Annotated in this window: 15 protein-coding genes and 5 tRNA genes; all 20 read right to left on the bottom strand. The window is 32.6% G+C overall.

The annotated features are described in order from the left end of the window. Positions 1 to 45: 45 nt before the first annotated feature. The 20 genes from rpoC to P161_RS0111985 all read right to left on the bottom strand — a co-directional run bounded on the left by rpoC (position 46) and on the right by P161_RS0111985 (position 18,793). Entirely contained in the window at positions 46 to 4,323 is a 4,278-nt protein-coding gene (gene rpoC / locus P161_RS0112080; RefSeq protein ID WP_026777236.1) for a DNA-directed RNA polymerase subunit beta', read from the bottom strand. Between the two features lie 97 nt (positions 4,324 to 4,420). Then, positions 4,421 to 8,230 (bottom strand): DNA-directed RNA polymerase subunit beta, encoded by a 3,810-nt coding sequence (gene rpoB / locus P161_RS0112075; RefSeq protein ID WP_026777235.1) that lies wholly within the window; start codon positions 8,228 to 8,230, stop codon positions 4,421 to 4,423. 145 nt (positions 8,231 to 8,375) lie between these two features. Continuing rightward, entirely contained in the window at positions 8,376 to 8,750 is a 375-nt protein-coding gene (gene rplL, locus P161_RS0112070) for a 50S ribosomal protein L7/L12 (protein ID WP_026777234.1), read from the bottom strand. A 50-nt stretch (positions 8,751 to 8,800) separates the two neighbouring features. Next, the gene (gene rplJ / locus P161_RS0112065) at positions 8,801 to 9,316 is read right to left on the bottom strand and encodes a 50S ribosomal protein L10 (RefSeq protein WP_026777233.1); all 516 of its coding nucleotides are present in this window, start codon (positions 9,314 to 9,316) and stop codon (positions 8,801 to 8,803) included. Between the two features lie 19 nt (positions 9,317 to 9,335). Continuing rightward, positions 9,336 to 10,025 carry a 50S ribosomal protein L1 gene (rplA, locus tag P161_RS0112060; RefSeq protein ID WP_026777232.1) on the bottom strand — a complete coding sequence of 230 codons (690 nt, stop codon included), beginning with the start codon at positions 10,023 to 10,025 and terminating at the stop codon, positions 9,336 to 9,338. Between the two features lie 20 nt (positions 10,026 to 10,045). Then, the gene (gene rplK, locus P161_RS0112055; protein ID WP_026777231.1) at positions 10,046 to 10,483 is read right to left on the bottom strand and encodes a 50S ribosomal protein L11; all 438 of its coding nucleotides are present in this window, start codon (positions 10,481 to 10,483) and stop codon (positions 10,046 to 10,048) included. Positions 10,484 to 10,556: 73 nt separating this feature from the next. Beyond that, positions 10,557 to 11,108, bottom strand: coding sequence for a transcription termination/antitermination protein NusG (gene nusG / locus P161_RS0112050; RefSeq protein WP_026777230.1), 552 nt, complete (start codon positions 11,106 to 11,108; stop codon positions 10,557 to 10,559). Further along, entirely contained in the window at positions 11,108 to 11,308 is a 201-nt protein-coding gene (secE, locus tag P161_RS0112045; protein ID WP_026777229.1) for a preprotein translocase subunit SecE, read from the bottom strand. Before secE ends, nusG begins: the two co-directional genes overlap by 1 nt. A 21-nt stretch (positions 11,309 to 11,329) precedes the next feature. After that, a tRNA-Trp gene (locus P161_RS0112040) sits at positions 11,330 to 11,401 on the bottom strand. A gap of 76 nt (positions 11,402 to 11,477) precedes the next feature. Beyond that, on the bottom strand, positions 11,478 to 12,665 hold the full coding sequence (gene tuf, locus P161_RS0112035; protein ID WP_026777228.1) for an elongation factor Tu: 1,188 nt from the start codon (positions 12,663 to 12,665) through the stop codon (positions 11,478 to 11,480). Between the two features lie 59 nt (positions 12,666 to 12,724). Then, positions 12,725 to 12,797, bottom strand: a tRNA-Thr gene (locus tag P161_RS0112030). A 17-nt stretch (positions 12,798 to 12,814) separates the two neighbouring features. Further along, positions 12,815 to 12,887: transfer RNA gene (locus P161_RS0112025), tRNA-Gly, on the bottom strand. Positions 12,888 to 12,901: 14 nt separating this feature from the next. Then, positions 12,902 to 12,983 (bottom strand) — tRNA-Tyr (locus tag P161_RS0112020). Between the two features lie 43 nt (positions 12,984 to 13,026). After that, positions 13,027 to 13,100 (bottom strand) — tRNA-Thr (locus P161_RS0112015). A gap of 104 nt (positions 13,101 to 13,204) precedes the next feature. Beyond that, the gene (gene raiA, locus P161_RS0112010; protein ID WP_026777227.1) at positions 13,205 to 13,513 is read right to left on the bottom strand and encodes a ribosome-associated translation inhibitor RaiA; all 309 of its coding nucleotides are present in this window, start codon (positions 13,511 to 13,513) and stop codon (positions 13,205 to 13,207) included. 3 nt (positions 13,514 to 13,516) lie between these two features. Further along, complete coding sequence (locus P161_RS0112005) at positions 13,517 to 14,404, bottom strand: tyrosine-type recombinase/integrase (protein WP_026777226.1); 888 nt, start codon at positions 14,402 to 14,404, stop codon at positions 13,517 to 13,519. 101 nt (positions 14,405 to 14,505) lie between these two features. Continuing rightward, on the bottom strand, positions 14,506 to 14,703 hold the full coding sequence (gene rpsU / locus P161_RS0112000) for a 30S ribosomal protein S21 (RefSeq protein ID WP_026777225.1): 198 nt from the start codon (positions 14,701 to 14,703) through the stop codon (positions 14,506 to 14,508). 379 nt (positions 14,704 to 15,082) lie between these two features. Beyond that, a complete protein-coding gene (locus P161_RS0111995; RefSeq protein WP_026777224.1) occupies positions 15,083 to 16,249 on the bottom strand; it encodes an acyl-CoA dehydrogenase family protein in 1,167 nt (388 codons plus the stop codon). Positions 16,250 to 16,269: 20 nt separating this feature from the next. Then, entirely contained in the window at positions 16,270 to 17,169 is a 900-nt protein-coding gene (locus P161_RS0111990) for a helix-hairpin-helix domain-containing protein (protein WP_026777223.1), read from the bottom strand. Positions 17,170 to 17,179: 10 nt separating this feature from the next. Further along, positions 17,180 to 18,793 (bottom strand): sodium:alanine symporter family protein, encoded by a 1,614-nt coding sequence (locus P161_RS0111985; RefSeq protein WP_026777222.1) that lies wholly within the window; start codon positions 18,791 to 18,793, stop codon positions 17,180 to 17,182. Positions 18,794 to 18,817: the final 24 nt, after the last annotated feature.

Below are 18,817 nucleotides of genomic sequence, written 5' to 3'. Positions count from 1 at the left end.
AAACAATTCAACTTTTTAAAACTTAAAACGTTTACACGTTTTTATTTAGAAATTACTTTGCTCCATTTCATCTTTAGAGCCTACAATAATGTTTTCGTAAGATCTCATACCTGTACCTGCAGGAATTCTCTTACCAACAATTACATTTTCTTTCAAGCCTTCTAAAGTATCTACTTTACCACTTACAGCAGCTTCGTTTAATACTTTAGTTGTTTCTTGAAAAGAAGCAGCAGAAATAAACGATTTTGTTTGTAAAGAAGCTCTTGTAATACCTTGTAAAACTTGTTCAGCTGTTGCTGGTTTTGCATCTCTAGCTTCAACTAAGTTCTTATCATTTCTTCTCAATAAAGAATTTTCATCTCTTAACTGACGAGCAGAAATAATTTGACCTTCTTTCAAGTTTTCAGAATCTCCAGCACTTTCAACAACTTTCATTCCAAAAATAGCATCATTATCTTGTATAAAGTCAATTTTATGAACTAATTGATTTTCTAAAAATAACGTATCTCCAGAATCAATAATTTTAACTTTACGCATCATTTGACGAACTACAACCTCGAAATGCTTGTCATTAATTTTTACACCTTGTAAACGATATACTTCTTGAATTTCGTTTACTAAGTATTGCTGAACTGCAGATGGCCCTTTAATTCTTAAAATATCAGAAGGAGTTGTTGCTCCATCAGATAATGGCATCCCTGCTTTGATAAAGTCATTTTCTTGAACTAAAATTTGGTTAGAAAGTTTAACTAAATACTTACTAATATCTCCAGTTTTAGATTCAACAATAATTTCTCTATTTCCTCTTTTAATTTTTCCGAAAGAAACAACACCATCAATCTCAGAAACTACAGAAGGGTTTGAAGGATTACGTGCTTCAAATAATTCTGTTACTCTTGGTAAACCTCCAGTAATATCACCTGCTTTACCAGATTTTCTTGGAATTTTAACAATTGTATGTCCAGCCTCTACCATTTCTCCATTATCTACCATTAAGTGTGCACCTACTGGTAAACTATAAGAACGTAAATCGTTTCCGTCTTTATCTTCAATGATTAAAGAAGCAATGATTTTCTTGTTTTTAGAATCAGTCATTACTTTTTCTTGGAAACCAGTTTGTTCATCGATTTCAACAGAGTAGTTAATACCTTGTTGTAAATTATCAAACTTCACCTTACCAGCAAATTCAGAAACAATTACACCATTAAATGGATCCCATTGAACAATTGCATCTCCTTTTTTAATAGTCTTTCTATCTTTATCAAAAATAATAGACCCATAAGGAAGAATATTTGTACTTTGAGTTATATCTGTTTTCTTATCAATAATTTTAATTTCAGCAGTTCTCGAAATTACGATATCTACTGGCTTACCATCGTTATCTTTACCTTTTACAGTTTTTAAATCATCAATAACAACATTACCATCAAATTTGGCAATTAATTTGTTTTCTTCTGATATGTTTCCTGCAACCCCACCAACGTGGAAAGTACGTAATGTTAACTGTGTACCTGGCTCTCCAATAGATTGTGCTGCAATTACACCAACTGCTTCACCAATTTGAACTTTGTTACGAGTAGATAAACTTAATCCATAACATTTAGCACAAATACCTTTTAAAGACTCACAAGTTAAAGCAGATCTTACTTGAACAGAATCAATTCCTGAAGCTTGCACTGCATCCGCTAATTTAGATGTAATTGGTTGATTTGCTTCTAATAGAAGTTCATCTGTTAAAGGATGATACACATCTTGTAAAGAAATACGACCTTCAATTCTATCTGATAAAGATTCTACAATCTCATCATTTTTCTTTAAAGGTTCAACATCTAATCCTCTTAAAGTTCCACAATCTTCTTCGTTAATAATAACATCTTGAGAAACATCTACCAATCTACGTGTTAAATAACCAGCATCTGCCGTTTTTAATGCGGTATCTGCTAATCCTTTACGAGCACCGTGAGTTGAGATAAAGTATTCTAAAATTGATAAACCTTCCTTAAAGTTAGATAAAATTGGGTTTTCAATAATTTCTCCACCACCAGCAGTCGATTTTTTAGGTTTTGCCATTAATCCACGCATACCTGTTAACTGACGAATTTGTTCTTTAGAACCCCTTGCACCAGAATCAAGCATCATATAAACCGAGTTAAAACCTTGTTGGTCTTCACGTAAGTTTTTCATAGATAATTCAGTTAATCTGTTGTTGGTAGAACCCCAAACATCAATTACCTGATTGTAACGCTCTTTTTGCGTTAACATACCCATGTTGTAGTTCCCTACAATAGCATCAACTTCCTTGTTTGCTTCATCAATCATAGATTGTTTTTCAGCAGGAATAATAATATCTCCTAATGAGAATGATAAACCACCTTGAAAGGCAAATTTATATCCCATATTTTTAATTTCGTCTAAAAATTCTCCAGTTGTAGGAATATCAGTAGCTTTTAAAATACCACCAATAATACCACGTAAGTTCTTTTTAGTTAATACTTCATTAATGTAACCAGCAGCAGCAGGAACTTTTTCATTAAATAAAACTCTACCAACTGTAGTTTTTATTATTTTTCTTACTTGCTCACCATTTTCATCAACATCGTAAGTTCTTACATTAATTCCAGCATTTAAGTCTACTTTCTCTTCATTAAAAGCAATCGTAACTTCTTCTGGTGAATAAAAAGTTAATCCTTCTCCTTTAATTTTAACTTCTGGAGTAGAGATTCTTTCTTTAGTCATATAATAAAGACCCAAAACCATATCCTGAGAAGGTACAGTAACTGGAGCACCATTTGCTGGATTTAAGATATTATGAGAAGCCAACATTAAAATTTGTGCTTCTAGAATAGCTTCTGGTCCTAATGGTAAATGCACAGCCATTTGATCCCCATCAAAATCGGCATTAAATGCAGAACACGCTAATGGGTGTAACTGAATTGCTTTACCTTCAATTAATTTTGGTTGGAATGCTTGTATACCAAGTCTGTGTAAAGTAGGAGCTCTGTTTAATAAAACTGGGTGACCTTTAATTACATTTTCTAAAATATCCCAAACAACTGGTTCTTTTCTATCTATAATTTTCTTTGCAGATTTTACTGTTTTTACAATTCCTCTTTCAATTAATTTTCTAATTACAAAAGGCTTGTAAAGTTCAGCTGCCATATCTTTTGGCAATCCACATTCAGACAATTTCATTTCTGGTCCAACAACAATTACAGAACGTGCAGAATAATCAACACGTTTTCCTAATAAGTTTTGACGGAAACGACCTTGTTTACCTTTTAATGAATCTGATAAAGATTTTAAAGGTCTGTTAGATTCAGTTTTTACAGCTGATGATTTACGTGTGTTATCAAATAAAGAATCTACAGATTCTTGTAACATACGCTTTTCATTACGTAAAATAACTTCTGGAGCTTTTATTTCAACCAATCTTTTTAAACGATTGTTTCTAATAATAACCCTTCTGTATAAATCATTTAAATCTGAAGTTGCAAAACGACCACCATCTAAAGGAACCAAAGGTCTTAATTCTGGTGGAATTACAGGCACAGCCTTCATAATCATCCATTCAGGATTGTTTTCTCTGTTCTTTTGAGAATCTCTAAATGCTTCAACAACATTTAAACGTTTTAAAGCTTCAGTTTTACGTTGTTTAGACGTTTCTGTATTTGCTTTATGTCTTAATTCGAAAGATAAAGATTCTAAATCGATACGCGCTAACAAATCAATTAAACACTCTGCACCCATTTTAGCGATAAACTTATCTGGATCAGCATCATCTTTATATTGATTATCTTGTGGAAGTTCATCAGCGATATCCAAATACTCTTCTTCCGTTAAGAAATCCATTTTTTGTAATGGCTCTCCTTCAGGACCTTTAGCAATACCTGGCTGAATTACTACGTATCTTTCGTAGTAAATAATCATATCTAACTTTTTAGATGGCAAACCTAAAAGGTAACCCATTTTGTTAGGTAATGATCTAAAGTACCAAATATGAGCAACAGGCACTACCAAATTGATATGCCCTACTCTATCTCTACGTACTTTCTTTTCTGTAACTTCTACACCACATCTATCACAAACGATACCTTTGTAGCGAATTCTTTTGTACTTTCCACAAGCACATTCGTAATCCTTTACAGGACCAAAAATACGCTCACAAAATAAACCATCTCTTTCTGGCTTGTGTGTACGATAATTTATAGTTTCTGGTTTTAAAACTTCACCTTTAGAAATTTCTAGAATTGCTTCTGGTGATGATAAACCAATAGAGATTTTATTAAACTTTTTTACAGTGTACTTTTCTTGTTTTCTTGCCATGTCTTTAAATAAGTATTCAGTATTCAATTGGCAGTATTCAGTATTCAGTATTCAGAAGCTGACTGCTTACTGAATACTGATTAACTGTTTACTAATATTATTCTTCTAATCTAACGTCTAAACCTAAACCTTTCAGTTCATGCATTAATACGTTAAAAGATTCTGGTAAACCTGGTTCTGGCATTGCTTCACCTTTCACAATACTTTCGTATGTTTTAGCTCTACCCATAACATCATCAGATTTTACGGTTAAGATTTCTCTTAAGATACTTGATGCTCCATATGCTTCAAGCGCCCAAACTTCCATCTCTCCAAAACGCTGACCTCCAAATTGTGCTTTACCACCTAAAGGTTGTTGAGTAATTAAAGAATATGGTCCAATAGAACGAGCATGCATTTTATCTTCAATCATGTGTCCTAACTTAATCATATAAATGATACCAACTGTTGCTGGTTGATCGAAACGTTTTCCTGTTCCACCATCATATAAATAAGTATGTCCAAATCTTGGTACACCAGCTTCGTCTGTAATTCCATTAATCTGATCTAAAGATGCTCCATCAAAAATTGGTGTTGCATATTTAGTTCCTAATTTTTGACCTGCCCAACCAAGAACAGTTTCATAAATCTGACCAATGTTCATACGAGATGGTACACCTAAAGGATTTAAAACGATATCTACTGGAGTTCCATCTTCTAAGAAAGGCATATCTTCAGCTCTTACAATTCTAGCTACAATACCTTTGTTTCCATGACGTCCTGCCATTTTATCACCTACTTTTAACTTACGTTTTTTAGCGATGTAAATTTTAGCTAATTTTAAAATTCCAGCCGGTAATTCATCACCTACAGAAATTGTAAATTTTTGACGTCTTAAAGAACCTTGTAAATCATTTACTTTAATTTTATAATTGTGAACTAATTCACCAACTAAAGTATTTAAATCTTTATCAGTTGTCCAAGAACCTGTTAAGTGAATATAATCATCAACAGAATTTAACATTTTAAGCGTATATTTTTTACCTTTTGGTAAAACTTCTTCTCCTAAATCGTTAAAAACTCCTTGAGATGTTTTTCCGCTTATTAAAGTGAATAATTTATCAATTAATTCATCTTTTAAAGTTTCAAACTTAGAAACGAAAGATTGCTCTAAAGTTGCAACAGCTTCTTTATCTCTTAATCTCTTGTTCTTATCTTTAACAGCTCTTCTAAATAATTTTTTATCAATTACTACACCTCTTAAAGATGGAGAAGCTTTTAATGATGCATCTTTTACATCACCTGCTTTATCACCAAAAATAGCACGTAATAATTTTTCTTCTGGAGTTGGATCAGATTCTCCTTTTGGTGTAATTTTACCAATTAAGATATCACCAGGATTTACTTCTGCTCCAATTCTTATCATTCCATTTTCATCTAAATCTTTGGTAGCTTCTTCAGAAACGTTAGGAATATCATTAGTTAACTCTTCAGTTCCTAATTTTGTATCTCTAACATCTAAAGAATACTCATCGATATGAATAGATGTAAATATATCTTCACGAACAACTTTCTCTGAAATTACGATGGCATCCTCAAAGTTATACCCTTTCCAAGGCATAAAGGCTACTTTCATGTTTCTACCTAAAGCTAATTCTCCTTTTTGTGTTGCATAACCTTCACAAAGAACTTGCCCTTCTTCAACTCTATCTCCTTTTTCTACAATTGGTTTTAGGTTGATAGAAGTACCTTGGTTTGTTTTTCTAAACTTGATTAAGTTATAAGTAACTTCATCAGAATCAAAACTTACCATTTTTTCTTCTTCGGTTCTGTCGTACTTTATAGTTATTTGATTTGCATCAACATAAGTAACAACTCCTGCTCCTTCTGCATTAATTAAGATTCTAGAATCTTTTGCAACTCTACGTTCTAAACCTGTTCCAACAATAGGAGACTCAGGACGTAATAAAGGAACTGCTTGACGCATCATGTTAGATCCCATCAAAGCACGGTTAGCATCATCATGTTCCAAAAATGGAATTAAAGATGCAGATATTGATGCAATTTGGTTTGGTGCAACATCCATATAGTTAATCTCATCTGGGTTAACAACAGGAAAATCGCCCTCTTCTCTTGCAATAACTCTATCTAAAACAATAGTACCATCTTCATTAAGTTCTAAATTAGATTGAGCAATTTTCATTCCTTCTTCCTCTTCAGCACTTAAATAGATTGGTTCATCACCAGCTACTACACCATTGTCTACTTTTCTATATGGAGTTTCAATGAATCCTAAATTGTTCACTTTTGCAAAAACAGAAAGTGAAGAAATTAAACCAATGTTTGGTCCTTCAGGTGTTTCAATAGGACATAAACGTCCATAATGAGTATAGTGAACGTCACGTACCTCAAAACCAGCTCTTTCTCTTGATAAACCACCAGGTCCAAGTGCAGATAACCTACGCTTATGTGTAATCTCTGCTAATGGATTTGTTTGATCCATAAACTGAGATAACTGGTTAGTACCAAAGAAAGAATTAATTACAGATGATAAAGTTTTTGCGTTAATTAAATCAATAGGTGTAAAAACTTCGTTATCACGTACATTCATACGTTCACGAATTGTTCTAGCCATTCTAGCTAAACCAACACCAAACTGACCTGCTAATTGCTCTCCTACAGTTCTAACTCTTCTGTTTGATAAATGATCAATATCATCTACTTCTGCTTTAGAGTTTATCAATTCAATTAGATATTTTATAATCGTAATAATATCTAACTTCGTTAATACTTTTTGATCTATAGGTTCATTTAATTGAAGTTTGGTGTTCATTCTAAAACGACCTACTTCACCTAAATTATATCTTTGTTCAGAAAAGAATAACTTATCGATTATACCTCTTGCAGTCTCTTCATCTGGCGGTTCTGCATTACGTAATTGTCTATAAATATGTTCTACAGCTTCCTTTTCAGAATTCGTAGGATCTTTCTGTAATGTATTATGTATAATAGCATAATCTGCTAAATCGTTGTCTACTTTATGTAGTAAAACGGTTTTAGCACCTGCTTCCATTATTTCATCAATGTGTTCTTTTTCAAGAATTGTATCACGATCAAAAATTATTTCATTTCTTTCAATTGATACAACCTCTCCAGTATCTTCATCCACAAAATCTTCATGCCAAGTTTTTAGAACTCTAGCCGCTAATTTGCGTCCTAATACTTTCTTTAAACCAGCTTTAGAAACTTTTACTTCTTCAGCAAGATCAAAAATCTCTAAAATATCTTTATCTCTTTCAAAACCTATAGCTCTGAATAATGTTGTTACTGGTAATTTTTTCTTTCTATCAATATAAGCATACATTACTTGATTGATATCGGTTGCAAATTCTATCCAAGAACCTTTAAAAGGAATTACTCTTGCTGAATATAATTTTGTACCATTTGCGTGGAATGACTGTCCAAAAAATACACCTGGTGATCTGTGTAATTGAGAAACTACCACACGCTCTGCACCATTAATTACAAAGGTACCAGAGTTTGTCATATAAGGAATTGTACCAAGATAAACATCTTGAACAATAGTTTCGAAATCTTCGTGTTCTGGGTCTGTACAGTAAAGTTTTAGACGTGCTTTTAAAGGAACACTGTGTGTAAGACCTCTTTCAATACACTCTTGTATTGAATATCTAGGTGGATCTACAAAGTAATCTAAAAATTCTAAAACGAATTGATTTCTTGTATCTGTAATAGGAAAGTTATCCATGAAGGTTTTATACAAACCTTCTTCACCTCTTTCTTCTGCTTTTGTTTGAAGTTGGAAAAAATCTTGAAAAGATTTTACCTGAATATCCAAGAAATCTGGATACTCCTTAATCATTTTAGAAGTGGCGAAGTTGATTCTTTCAGTAGTGTTTTTCGTTGCCAAAAGAGAATATTTTTTTGATTAAAATCTGAATTAAAATAAAGAACGAATATATACACAAAATGGTTTAGGACTAAAAACATGTGTTTTTAGTACCTAAACCTAAATTTGTTGTCCTAATTCCAATAAATGAAATCAGGATTAAAGCTTACTTAAGCTCTACTTCAGCTCCAGCTTCTTCTAAAGATTTTTTAAGACCTTCTGCCTCATCTTTAGATACACCTTCTTTTACTGCTGCAGGAGCGCTATCTACGATACCTTTTGCTTCTTTTAATCCTAAACCAGTTAATTCTTTAACTAATTTTACTACTGCAAGCTTAGAACCACCTGCTGCTGTTAAAATTACATCGAATTCAGTTTGCTCATCTGCTTCTTCTTCTCCACCTGCTGCTGGTCCTGCAACTGCAACTGCTGCTGCTGCTGGCTCAATACCATACTCGTCTTTTAAGATAGTAGCTAATTCATTAACTTCTTTTACTGTTAAGTTAACTAATTGCTCTGCGAAATCTTTTAAATCTGCCATTTTAATTGTTTTTAAAAATTTTGTTTATTATAGTTTATTTGTGCGCTTGTTTATTTTTCAGATAATGTCTTTAAAATACCTGAAAGTTTTTGTCCTCCAGATTGTAATGCTCCAATAACATTCTTCGCTGGTGACTGTAATAATCCAATGATTTCTCCAATTAATTCTTCTTTAGACTTAATATCTACTAAAGCATCTAATTGATCATCTCCAATATAAACAGACTCTTCTGCAAAAGCCCCTTTTAATAATGGTTTCTTAGATTTTTTTCTAAATTCTTTGATTAATTTAGCTGGAGCATTAGCTGCTTCAGAAATCATCATAGAAGTATTACCTTTTAATACTGTTGGAAGATCACCAAAATCTTTATCTGATGCTTCCATTGCTTTCGCAAGTAATGTATTTTTAACAACTGATAACTGAATACCTGCCTTAAAACATGCTCTACGTAAATTAGAAGTAGTCTGTGCATTTAATCCAGAAATATCTGCTAAATATAACGTATTAGTATCTGCTAATACTTCTGTTAAATCTTGTATTACTTGTGATTTCTCTTCTCTAGTCATAATTATAAGTTTTAACGTATTAAACAGTTTTTACCTCAACAGCGATACTAGGACTCATTGTACTAGACATAAAAACGCTTTTTACATAAACGCCTTTAGCAGTTGTTGGTTTCAATTTAATAATAGTTTGTATTAGCTCGTTTGCATTCTCTTGAAGTTTTATAGCATCAAAAGATACTTTTCCAATTGAAGCGTGTACAATACCAGTTTTATCAACTTTAAAATCGATTTTACCAGCTTTTACATCTTGTACAGCTTTAGCAACATCCATAGTTACTGTACCTGTTTTTGGGTTAGGCATTAAACCTCTAGGACCTAATATTCTACCTAAAGGACCTAATTTACCCATAACTGCAGGCATCGTGATAATTACATCTACATCTGTCCAACCTCCTTTAATCTTCTGAAGGTACTCATCTAATCCAACGTAATCTGCACCTGCTTCTTTAGCCTCTGCTTCTTTATCTGGAGTTACTAATGCTAAAACTTTTACATCTTTTCCTGTTCCATGAGGTAATGTTACTACACCACGAACCATTTGATTAGCTTTACGTGGATCTACTCCTAAACGTATTGCTAAATCTACTGATGCATCAAACTTTACATTAGTAATGTCTTTGACTAACGCTGAAGCTGCTGCTAAATCATACGATTGAGAACGATCTAATTTCGCGTGCGCTTCTTTTTGCTTTTTTGTTAATTTTGCCATTTTACTACTTTTTATAAAGTTTATGCTGGTGCATTTCCTTTAACTGTTAAACCCATAGAACGTGCTGTACCTGCAATCATACGCATTGCTGAAGAAATCTCAAAGGCATTTAAATCTACCATTTTGTCTTCTGCAATCACTTTAATTTGATCCCAAGTAACTGATGCTACTTTTTTCCTGTTTGGTTCTCCTGAACCTTTTTTAATTTTGGCCACTTCTAGTAACTGAACTGCTGCAGGAGGAGTTTTTACAACAAAATCAAACGATTTGTCTTTGAAAACAGTAATAACAACAGGTAAAACTTTACCTTGTTTGTCTTGCGTTCTTGCATTAAACTGTTTACAGAACTCCATAATGTTAACACCAGCAGCACCTAAAGCGGGTCCAACCGGCGGCGATGGATTCGCTGCGCCTCCCCTTACTTGTAACTTAACTACTTTACTAACTTCTTTTGCCATTTTAAAAATGTTTAATGATTTATCTTAACTTTGGAAGCATCAAAATAAATCGATCTATATATTTGTGTAACAATTATACCTTTTCTACTTGCATGTAACTTAATTCTAATGGAGTTTTTCTTCCAAAAATCTTTACCATTACTTCAAGCTTGCGTTTTTCTTCATTTATTTTTTCAATAGTACCATCAAATCCATTAAATGGTCCATCTACAACTTTTACGGTTTCACCAATATTAAATGGAATAGCCATATTTTCATCTTGAACAGAAAGTTCATCAACTTTACCAAGCATTCTATTAACCTCAGATTTACGCATTGGGACAGGGTCTCCTCCTTTTACTTCACCTAAAAAACCAATAACTCCGGTTATAGACCTAATTACGTGAGGAACTTCTCCCGAAAGATTTGCTTCAACCATAATATATCCTGGAAAAAAAGCTCTCTCTCTATTTACTTTCTTACCATTACGTATTTGAATAACTTTTTCTGTAGGTACAATCACCTGATTAACATAATCAGATAAACCTACTCTAGAAATTTCAGTTTCTATATAGGCTTTCACTTTGTTTTCTTGTCCTCCAATGGCTCTAACAACATACCATTTCATTACTGAATCAGCTGCCATTATGAATTAGATTTAAACATTTCGAAAAAATTATCCAATCCGGTTTGAAAAACATAATCTATACCAGCTACTGCTAATGCAAACAATATTGTAAAAACAGCTACAGTTACTGTTGTTTTTTGCGCATCTTCTTTTGAAATCCAAGTCATGTGATTACTTAACTCATCAAAAGAATCTTTGATATATTGTATAAAATTCATCGTACGTTTATGTTTTTATTGCACGGGCGGAGAGATTCGAACTCCCGACAGCTGGTTTTGGAGACCAGTGCTCTACCGCTGAACTACGCCCGTATATTTATTCATTGATAAAGGTATTCCGTTAGAAACGGAATACCTTTTATATTTATCAATTACTAAATAATTAATATTAATCTAATAATTCAGTTACCTGACCTGCTCCTACAGTTCTACCACCTTCACGAATAGCAAATCTTAAACCTACGTTTAAAGCAATAGGCTGAATCAAGTCTACAGTAATTGTTAAGTTATCTCCTGGCATAACCATTTCAACTCCATCAGGCAAATTAATTGTACCTGTTACATCTGTAGTTCTTACATAGAACTGTGGACGATAATTATTATGGAATGGAGTATGACGTCCACCTTCTTCTTTTTTCAAGACATAAACCTCTGCCTTAAATTTAGCATGTGGAGTTACAGAACCTGGCTTACAAATTACCATTCCTCTTTTAATATCTTCTTTTGCTATACCTCTTAATAAGATACCAGCGTTATCTCCTGCTTCTCCTCTATTTAAGATTTGACGAAACATTTCAATACCAGTAATAGTAGAAGTCATTTTTTCAGCTCCCATACCAATAATATCAACAACATCTCCAGTATTTGCAATTCCAGTTTCGATACGTCCAGTTGCTACTGTACCACGACCTGTAATAGAAAACACATCTTCAACAGGCATTAAGAAAGGCTTATCAATTTCTCTCAAAGGCTCTTCAATCCAAGCATCAACTTGCTCCATTAATTCTAAAACAGTATCAACCCATTTTTGCTCACCGTTCAATGCCCCTAAAGCAGATCCAGAAACAACAGGCCCATTATCACCATCATATTCATAGAAAGATAATAATTCTCTAACCTCCATGTCAACTAACTCTAAAAGCTCTTCATCATCAACCATATCTACCTTGTTCAAGAAAACAACCATACGTGGAATACCTACTTGACGACCTAATAAAATATGCTCTCTAGTTTGTGGCATTGGACCATCTGTAGCAGCAACCACCAAGATAGCACCATCCATTTGAGCAGCACCAGTTACCATGTTCTTAACGTAATCCGCGTGACCTGGACAATCTACGTGTGCATAGTGGCGGTTTGCAGTTTGGTATTCAACGTGCGAAGTATTAATTGTAATACCTCTTTCTTTTTCTTCTGGTGCATTATCAATCTGATCAAAAGACCTAGCTTCAGAGAATCCTGCATCAGCTAATACTTTAGTAATAGCCGCAGTTAAAGTTGTTTTACCGTGATCTACGTGTCCGATTGTACCGATGTTTAAGTGTGGTTTCGAACGGTCAAAAGTTCCTTTTGCCATAATTATTGATTTTAATTTTTATTTTTAAATATATAGTGTCTAATAATACTTATTAAATGAGCCAGCGACGGGACTTGAACCCACGACCTCATCCCTACCAAGGATGCGCTCTACCAACTGAGCTACACCGGCTTTGTTGATTTAATTTGAGCGAAAGACCGGGTTCGAACCGGCGACATTCAGCTTGGAAGGCTGACGCTCTACCAACTGAGCTACTTTCGCAAAATGTAAATTTGTGGGGAGAGCAGGATTCGAACCTGCGAAGACGTAGTCAACGGAGTTACAGTCCGTCCTCGTTGGCCGCTTGAGTATCTCCCCTATAAATTTACTATTTCAATGAACTATTTTATTTTTTTTATTGAGCCGATGGAGGGACTCGAACCCACGACCTGCTGATTACAAATCAGCTGCTCTAGCCAGCTGAGCTACATCGGCTTTTTTTCAAAAAAACAATCCGCTATTTCTAACGGATTGCAAATGTATAAAGTTTTTTTATATATAAAAACTATTTGTAGTATTTTTTTGATTTTTTTTTGATTTTATGAAATCATAGAATCACGAAGTTTTTCTTTTGACCTTTTTAATTGTCTTTTTAAATTGTCTACAGCAGCATTAACACCTTCTTCGAAGGTTTTTGTTTCTCTTTTTACAATCAACTCGCTACCTGGAATATTTATTTTAATTTCTGTAATTTTGTTTTCTTTATCACTAGTATTTTGAACTTTTAAAAAAACCTCTGCATCTACAATTTTATCATGAAATTTTACTAATGTACCAACTTTCTTTTCTACAAAGTTAATTAATTCTTTGTCTGCGTTGAAATTAACTGATTGTGTGAATACTTTCATAAATTAATCTTTTTTAATGCTCCTAGGGTGAGCTTGGTTATATACTTTTTTTATAGCATCTAGACTATTATGAGAATAGATTTGTGTTGAGGCTAAACTAGAATGCCCTAGCAATTCTTTAACCGAGTTTAAATTTGCCCCTTCATTTAAAAGGTGTGTTGCAAAAGAATGCCTCAAAATATGAGGGCTCTTTTTTACCTTTGAAGAGACTTGACTAAAATATGAATTTATAACTCTGTAGACAAGTGTTTCATAAATTTTATTTCCATTTTCAGTAATGAAAAGTTCTTCTAAATTTTTAGAGTACTCTTTTTTTATTTCTAAATATCTTTTTAAAGATATTGCCACTGATTTTAAAAGAGGCACAAAGCGTTCTTTATTTCTTTTTCCTAACACTTTAATTGTTCCGTTAGAAAGGCTAATATCTTTTTCCTTGATGTTGATCAGCTCTGTTCTTCTAATTCCTGTAGAGTAAAATAGCTCTACAATTAGTTTATTTCTTGTAGATATAAAATCATTTTCTTTACTTATATTTTCGATAACTGCGTTAATTTCTTTTGTTGTGAAAGGTATTTGTACTTTTTTAGCAGTTTTTAAAGCTTTATGTTTACTAAGTGGACTTACAATAATCTGATTGCTTTTTTGTAAGTATTTATAAAACGACTTTAAAGAACTTACTTTTCTATTTATTGTTCTGTTAGAAATATTGGTATCAACTAAAGATACTATCCAATTTCTTATTTGTGGATAATGAACCTCTAATAAATTTTCTTGATTGTATTCTTCAATTAAAAAATCACGAAAAGATATTAAATCATTTTTATATGCTGTAACAGTATTTGCAGAATATTTTTTTTCAAGTGAAATGTAATCTAAAAATGAGTTTATCAATTTGATAGTTTTTGATGGTAGTAAATTTACAAAAATTTGCTCATAAAAAAACTCGCATCAAATAAATTGATGCGAGTTTAGTTTTCAAAAATAAGATAGTACTATCCTACTTCTTCTTGTGTTCTTAATCTTTGAACGTAAGAGGCTTTAATTCTTTGAGCTCTTTTCGCTACAGATGGCTTTGTAAAGTTCTTTCTGTTACGTAAGTTCTTCATTGTTTTAGTTCTGTCAAACTTTCGTTTGTAACGTTTTAAAGCTCTATCTATATTTTCTCCTTCTTTAATAGGTATAATTAACATATGTTGGCACCTCCCTTCATCGTATCTTTTATATTTTTATGCAGCTCTACTGCTAGTTATCATTTTTTGAGTTTGCAAATGTACTTATTAAATATTAACTACAAATTAAATTTTTAACTTTATTTTTAAACTAGCGATTTGCGTTAGGGATTGAACGGTTTGTTTGAGCTCTTTTTTGTTTTTCTCAAAAAAAGCGAGTAGTGAAAGCCCGACCTTTTTAGGGAACGCCCAGAAAATTAGTGGTTAGTGGTTAGTGGTTAGTGGTTAGTGGTTAGTGGTTAGTGGTTAGTGGTTAGTGGTTAGTGGTTAAAAGTGAAAAATCCTGCAAGGTTTAAAAAAATCTTACAGGATATTATAAAATAGATTCAACAAATAATATCTATGTTGCTGGTTTGTATTCTTTTCCGTCAATAATCATTTTTGCGATGATTTCTTTCAAGATTTCTGAGGTTCCTCCACCAATTGGGCCTAATCTACTATCTCTTAATAAACGAGCCATTGGATATTCTTCCATATACCCATAACCTCCTAATAATTGTAGTGCGTCGTAAATTACTTCGTCTGCCATTTTTGTAGATAATAATTTAGACATACTTGCTTCTTTTACCACATAATCACCTTTATCTAATCTTTTAGTAATTGAGTAGTTGTATTCTCTACACATATCAACCTTACTTGCCATTTCTGCAATTTTGTGTCTTAATGCTTGAAATTTGTCTAAAGATTTGCCAAAAGCAATTCTCTCTTTCATATATTGGATAGCATAGTCTACAGCAAACTCTGCTCTTGCATGGGCATTAACGCCCATAATTAAACGCTCTAAAGCAAAATGTTGCATTATATAAGGAAAACCTTTTCCTTCTTCTCCTAATAAATTTTCTGCTGGAATTTCTACATTATCAAAAGCGATTTCTCCTGTGTCAGATGCTTTCCAACCTAGCTTATCTAATTTTGTTGCTGTAATTCCTTTTGCACTTCTATCTACTACAAAAATGCTAATCCCTTTATATTTATCTGCTGGATCTGTTTTAGCAGCAACTATTAAATAGTCTGAATACACTCCATTTGTTATAAATGTTTTAGATCCGTTTAAAATGTATTTATCTCCTTGTTTGATGGCTGTAGAACGCATTCCTGCAACATCACTTCCGCCAAAAGGTTCTGTAATACACATACAACCAATCATATCTCCTTCTACACTTGGAACTAAATATTTTTCTTTTTGTTGTTGATTTCCTTCTTTATTTAAATGCGTCATTGCTAAATATTCATGAGCCCACATTGCAGCTGCAAATCCTCCTGAATTTATTTTTTGCATTTCCTCTAAAAAGATCACTGTGTAGAATAAATCTAAATCCATGCCTCCAAATTCTTCTGGAGTTGATAAGCCAAAGTAGCCCATTTCTCCAAACTTTTTCCAGATGAAACGTTCTATAGTTCCAGTTTTTTCCCATTTTTCAATATGAGGAACTACTTCTTTTTGTAAAAAATCTTTGAAACTTGCACGAAATGCTTCATGTTCTTCCGTAAAATACATACTATTCATTTAGAGTGAATTTTAATTATTTATTTAGCCTCCAAATATAAGACTATTCTATCATACAATTCTAAAGGAAAACCTTCGATATTTGTTAATTGTGATAAATTTTGGAGTTCTGCAACTTCATCTCTGTAATCAAAAATTTTCTTACACAACTCATAATCTATGTAGGGATTTTTAAGTAATTGCTTGAATTCTATTGTGTTTATATTTACCTTTTCTATAATTGGTTTTTCATCAATTTTAAAAATTGCCAACACCTTATCTGCAACTTCTTTTTCTAAACCCCAAACTTCATACAATTGATCTTCAAAAGAAAAACCTTGTAATTTAGAACGATACTTAATAATTCTTTTAGAAAATGAGGGGCCAACTCCATTTATTGACTGAAAATCTTCTGCAGTTGCTTTATTAATATCCGTTGATGAAATTTTTACTGCCTTCTTTTTATACGACTTCTCGACTGCGCTCGAAGAGACATTATATTTAGAACTTTTTTGATTTTGTTTTACAACCCAATCTGGAAATTTAAAATATGGAGAAATTTTGTTTAATAAAGAGTCAGAAATTTTGGTGACCTTTTGAAATTCTTCTTTTGAATTAACAAACTTATTCGTTTTTCTATAGGTTAATAACCTATCTATTTCCTCTAAAGACAAGCCTAACTGCGCTCCTCTATAATCTGTAATATAATTTGGGTTGAAAGGATATACTTTGGATTTACTATTTTCAACCTCAATCGCTTTTAAGCTATCTATCTGTTTTTGAAAAGCGATTAATTCTGGTTTATTTGTATCAATTTTTTCATCATCAGCAAAAACATCAACAAAAATAAATATTTGAAGAATTATGATAAGTATTGCCAATAAAAAAATCCCATTTCTTTGGCTTTTGTTATACCAGAAATGGGATTTAAATAATTTCATTCTAAAGATTTTACATGTGCTCGTTTATATCTACAGCACCATCTTCTATAGCTTCTTCTTTTTTATTAATTGCGTTGGTATATTTTGTTAATTCTTTTTTAATGATTGGCGATAACATAATTACACCAATAATATTTGGAACAACCATTGCAAAAATCATAGCATCAGAGAAATCGATTACAGCACCTAAGCTTATTGATGCTCCAACAATTACAAACATTAAAAATAAAATTTTATATACTAAATCTGTAATTTTTCCTTTACCAAATAAATATTTCCATCCTTGCATTCCATAATAAGACCAAGAAATCATTGTAGAGAAAGCGAATAAAATTACAGCAATTGTAAGCACAACTGAGAAATGAGGAATCACAGTATCAAAAGCAACCGCTGTTAGCTCTACTCCTTCTTTAATTTCAACTCCATATTCCATAAACTGACCATCGAAGTTTGTAATAATAATTACCAAAGCTGTCATTGTACAAATTACAACAGTATCTACAAAAGGCTCTAAAAGCGCAACAATACCCTCACTTGCTGGATATTTAGTTCTTACTGCAGAGTGTGCAATTGCTGCAGACCCAACACCAGCTTCATTAGAGAATGCTCCTCTACGAATACCTTGAATCATAACACCAATTAAACCACCAGCAATACCCAATCCTGAAAATGCACCTTCATAAATCAAAGCAAAAGCATCATCAATTAAGCTAAAGTTTGCAAATAAAATTACTAAGGCTGCTAACACATAAATTCCTGCCATAAAAGGCACAACTTTTTCTGTTACAGAAGCAATTCTTTTAATTCCTCCAATAATTACTACAGCTACTAAAATAGCCATTACTATACCAAAGTACAATCCTGCATTTGGACCTGTTAATTCAAATAATTTTGTAAACTGAGCAGCTGCTTGATTGGCTTGAAACATGTTTCCACCTCCAAAAGAACCACCGATTACAAATATTGCAAATAAAACTGCTAATACTTTACCTAAACCTCCAGCACCTTTTTCTTTAAGTCCTTTTGATAGGTAATACATTGGTCCTCCATATACAGTACCATCTTCTCCAACATCTCTATATTTTACTCCTAAAGTACATTCTGCAAATTTAGATGCCATCCCTAAAAGCCCTGCAACAATCATCCAAAAGGTAGCTCCTGGCCCACCAATTGATAATGCAACTGCAACTCCTGCAATATTTCCTAAACCTACAGTTGCAGATAAAGCTGCTGTTAATGCTTGAAAGTGAGAAACCTCACCATCTACACTTTCATCTCTTATAGTTTTTAATACATCTCCTTTTGTTGTTTGATTTCCATACAACTTATCCACTCCATGTTTTTCAATGTCTTCATATTTACCTCTTACAACTTGAATAGCTGTGGTAAAACCAGTGAAATTTATAAATTTAAAATAAAATGTAAAAAAAAGTGCTCCTCCCACTAAAACAATAAGTACCCAAGGAATTTGAAAAGTATCCGAAAATGGAATTTCGTAAAAAATAGCGTCTACAAACCAACCTGTGTAATCTTTAAATACCTCATCAATTTTATCAGTTGTGTTTTGAGCAAATGTTACTATTGGTACCGCTAAAAAAAGCAGTGATAAGAGTTTTTTATTCATAATTATGTTAAGTTAATTTTATTT

It is taken from the genome of Polaribacter sp. Hel_I_88 (assembly GCF_000687935.1).
In the GTDB taxonomy this organism is placed as follows: domain Bacteria; phylum Bacteroidota; class Bacteroidia; order Flavobacteriales; family Flavobacteriaceae; genus Polaribacter.
The sequence above is the reverse complement of the archived record's forward strand: the minus strand, read 5'-3'. Positions and strand labels throughout refer to the sequence as shown.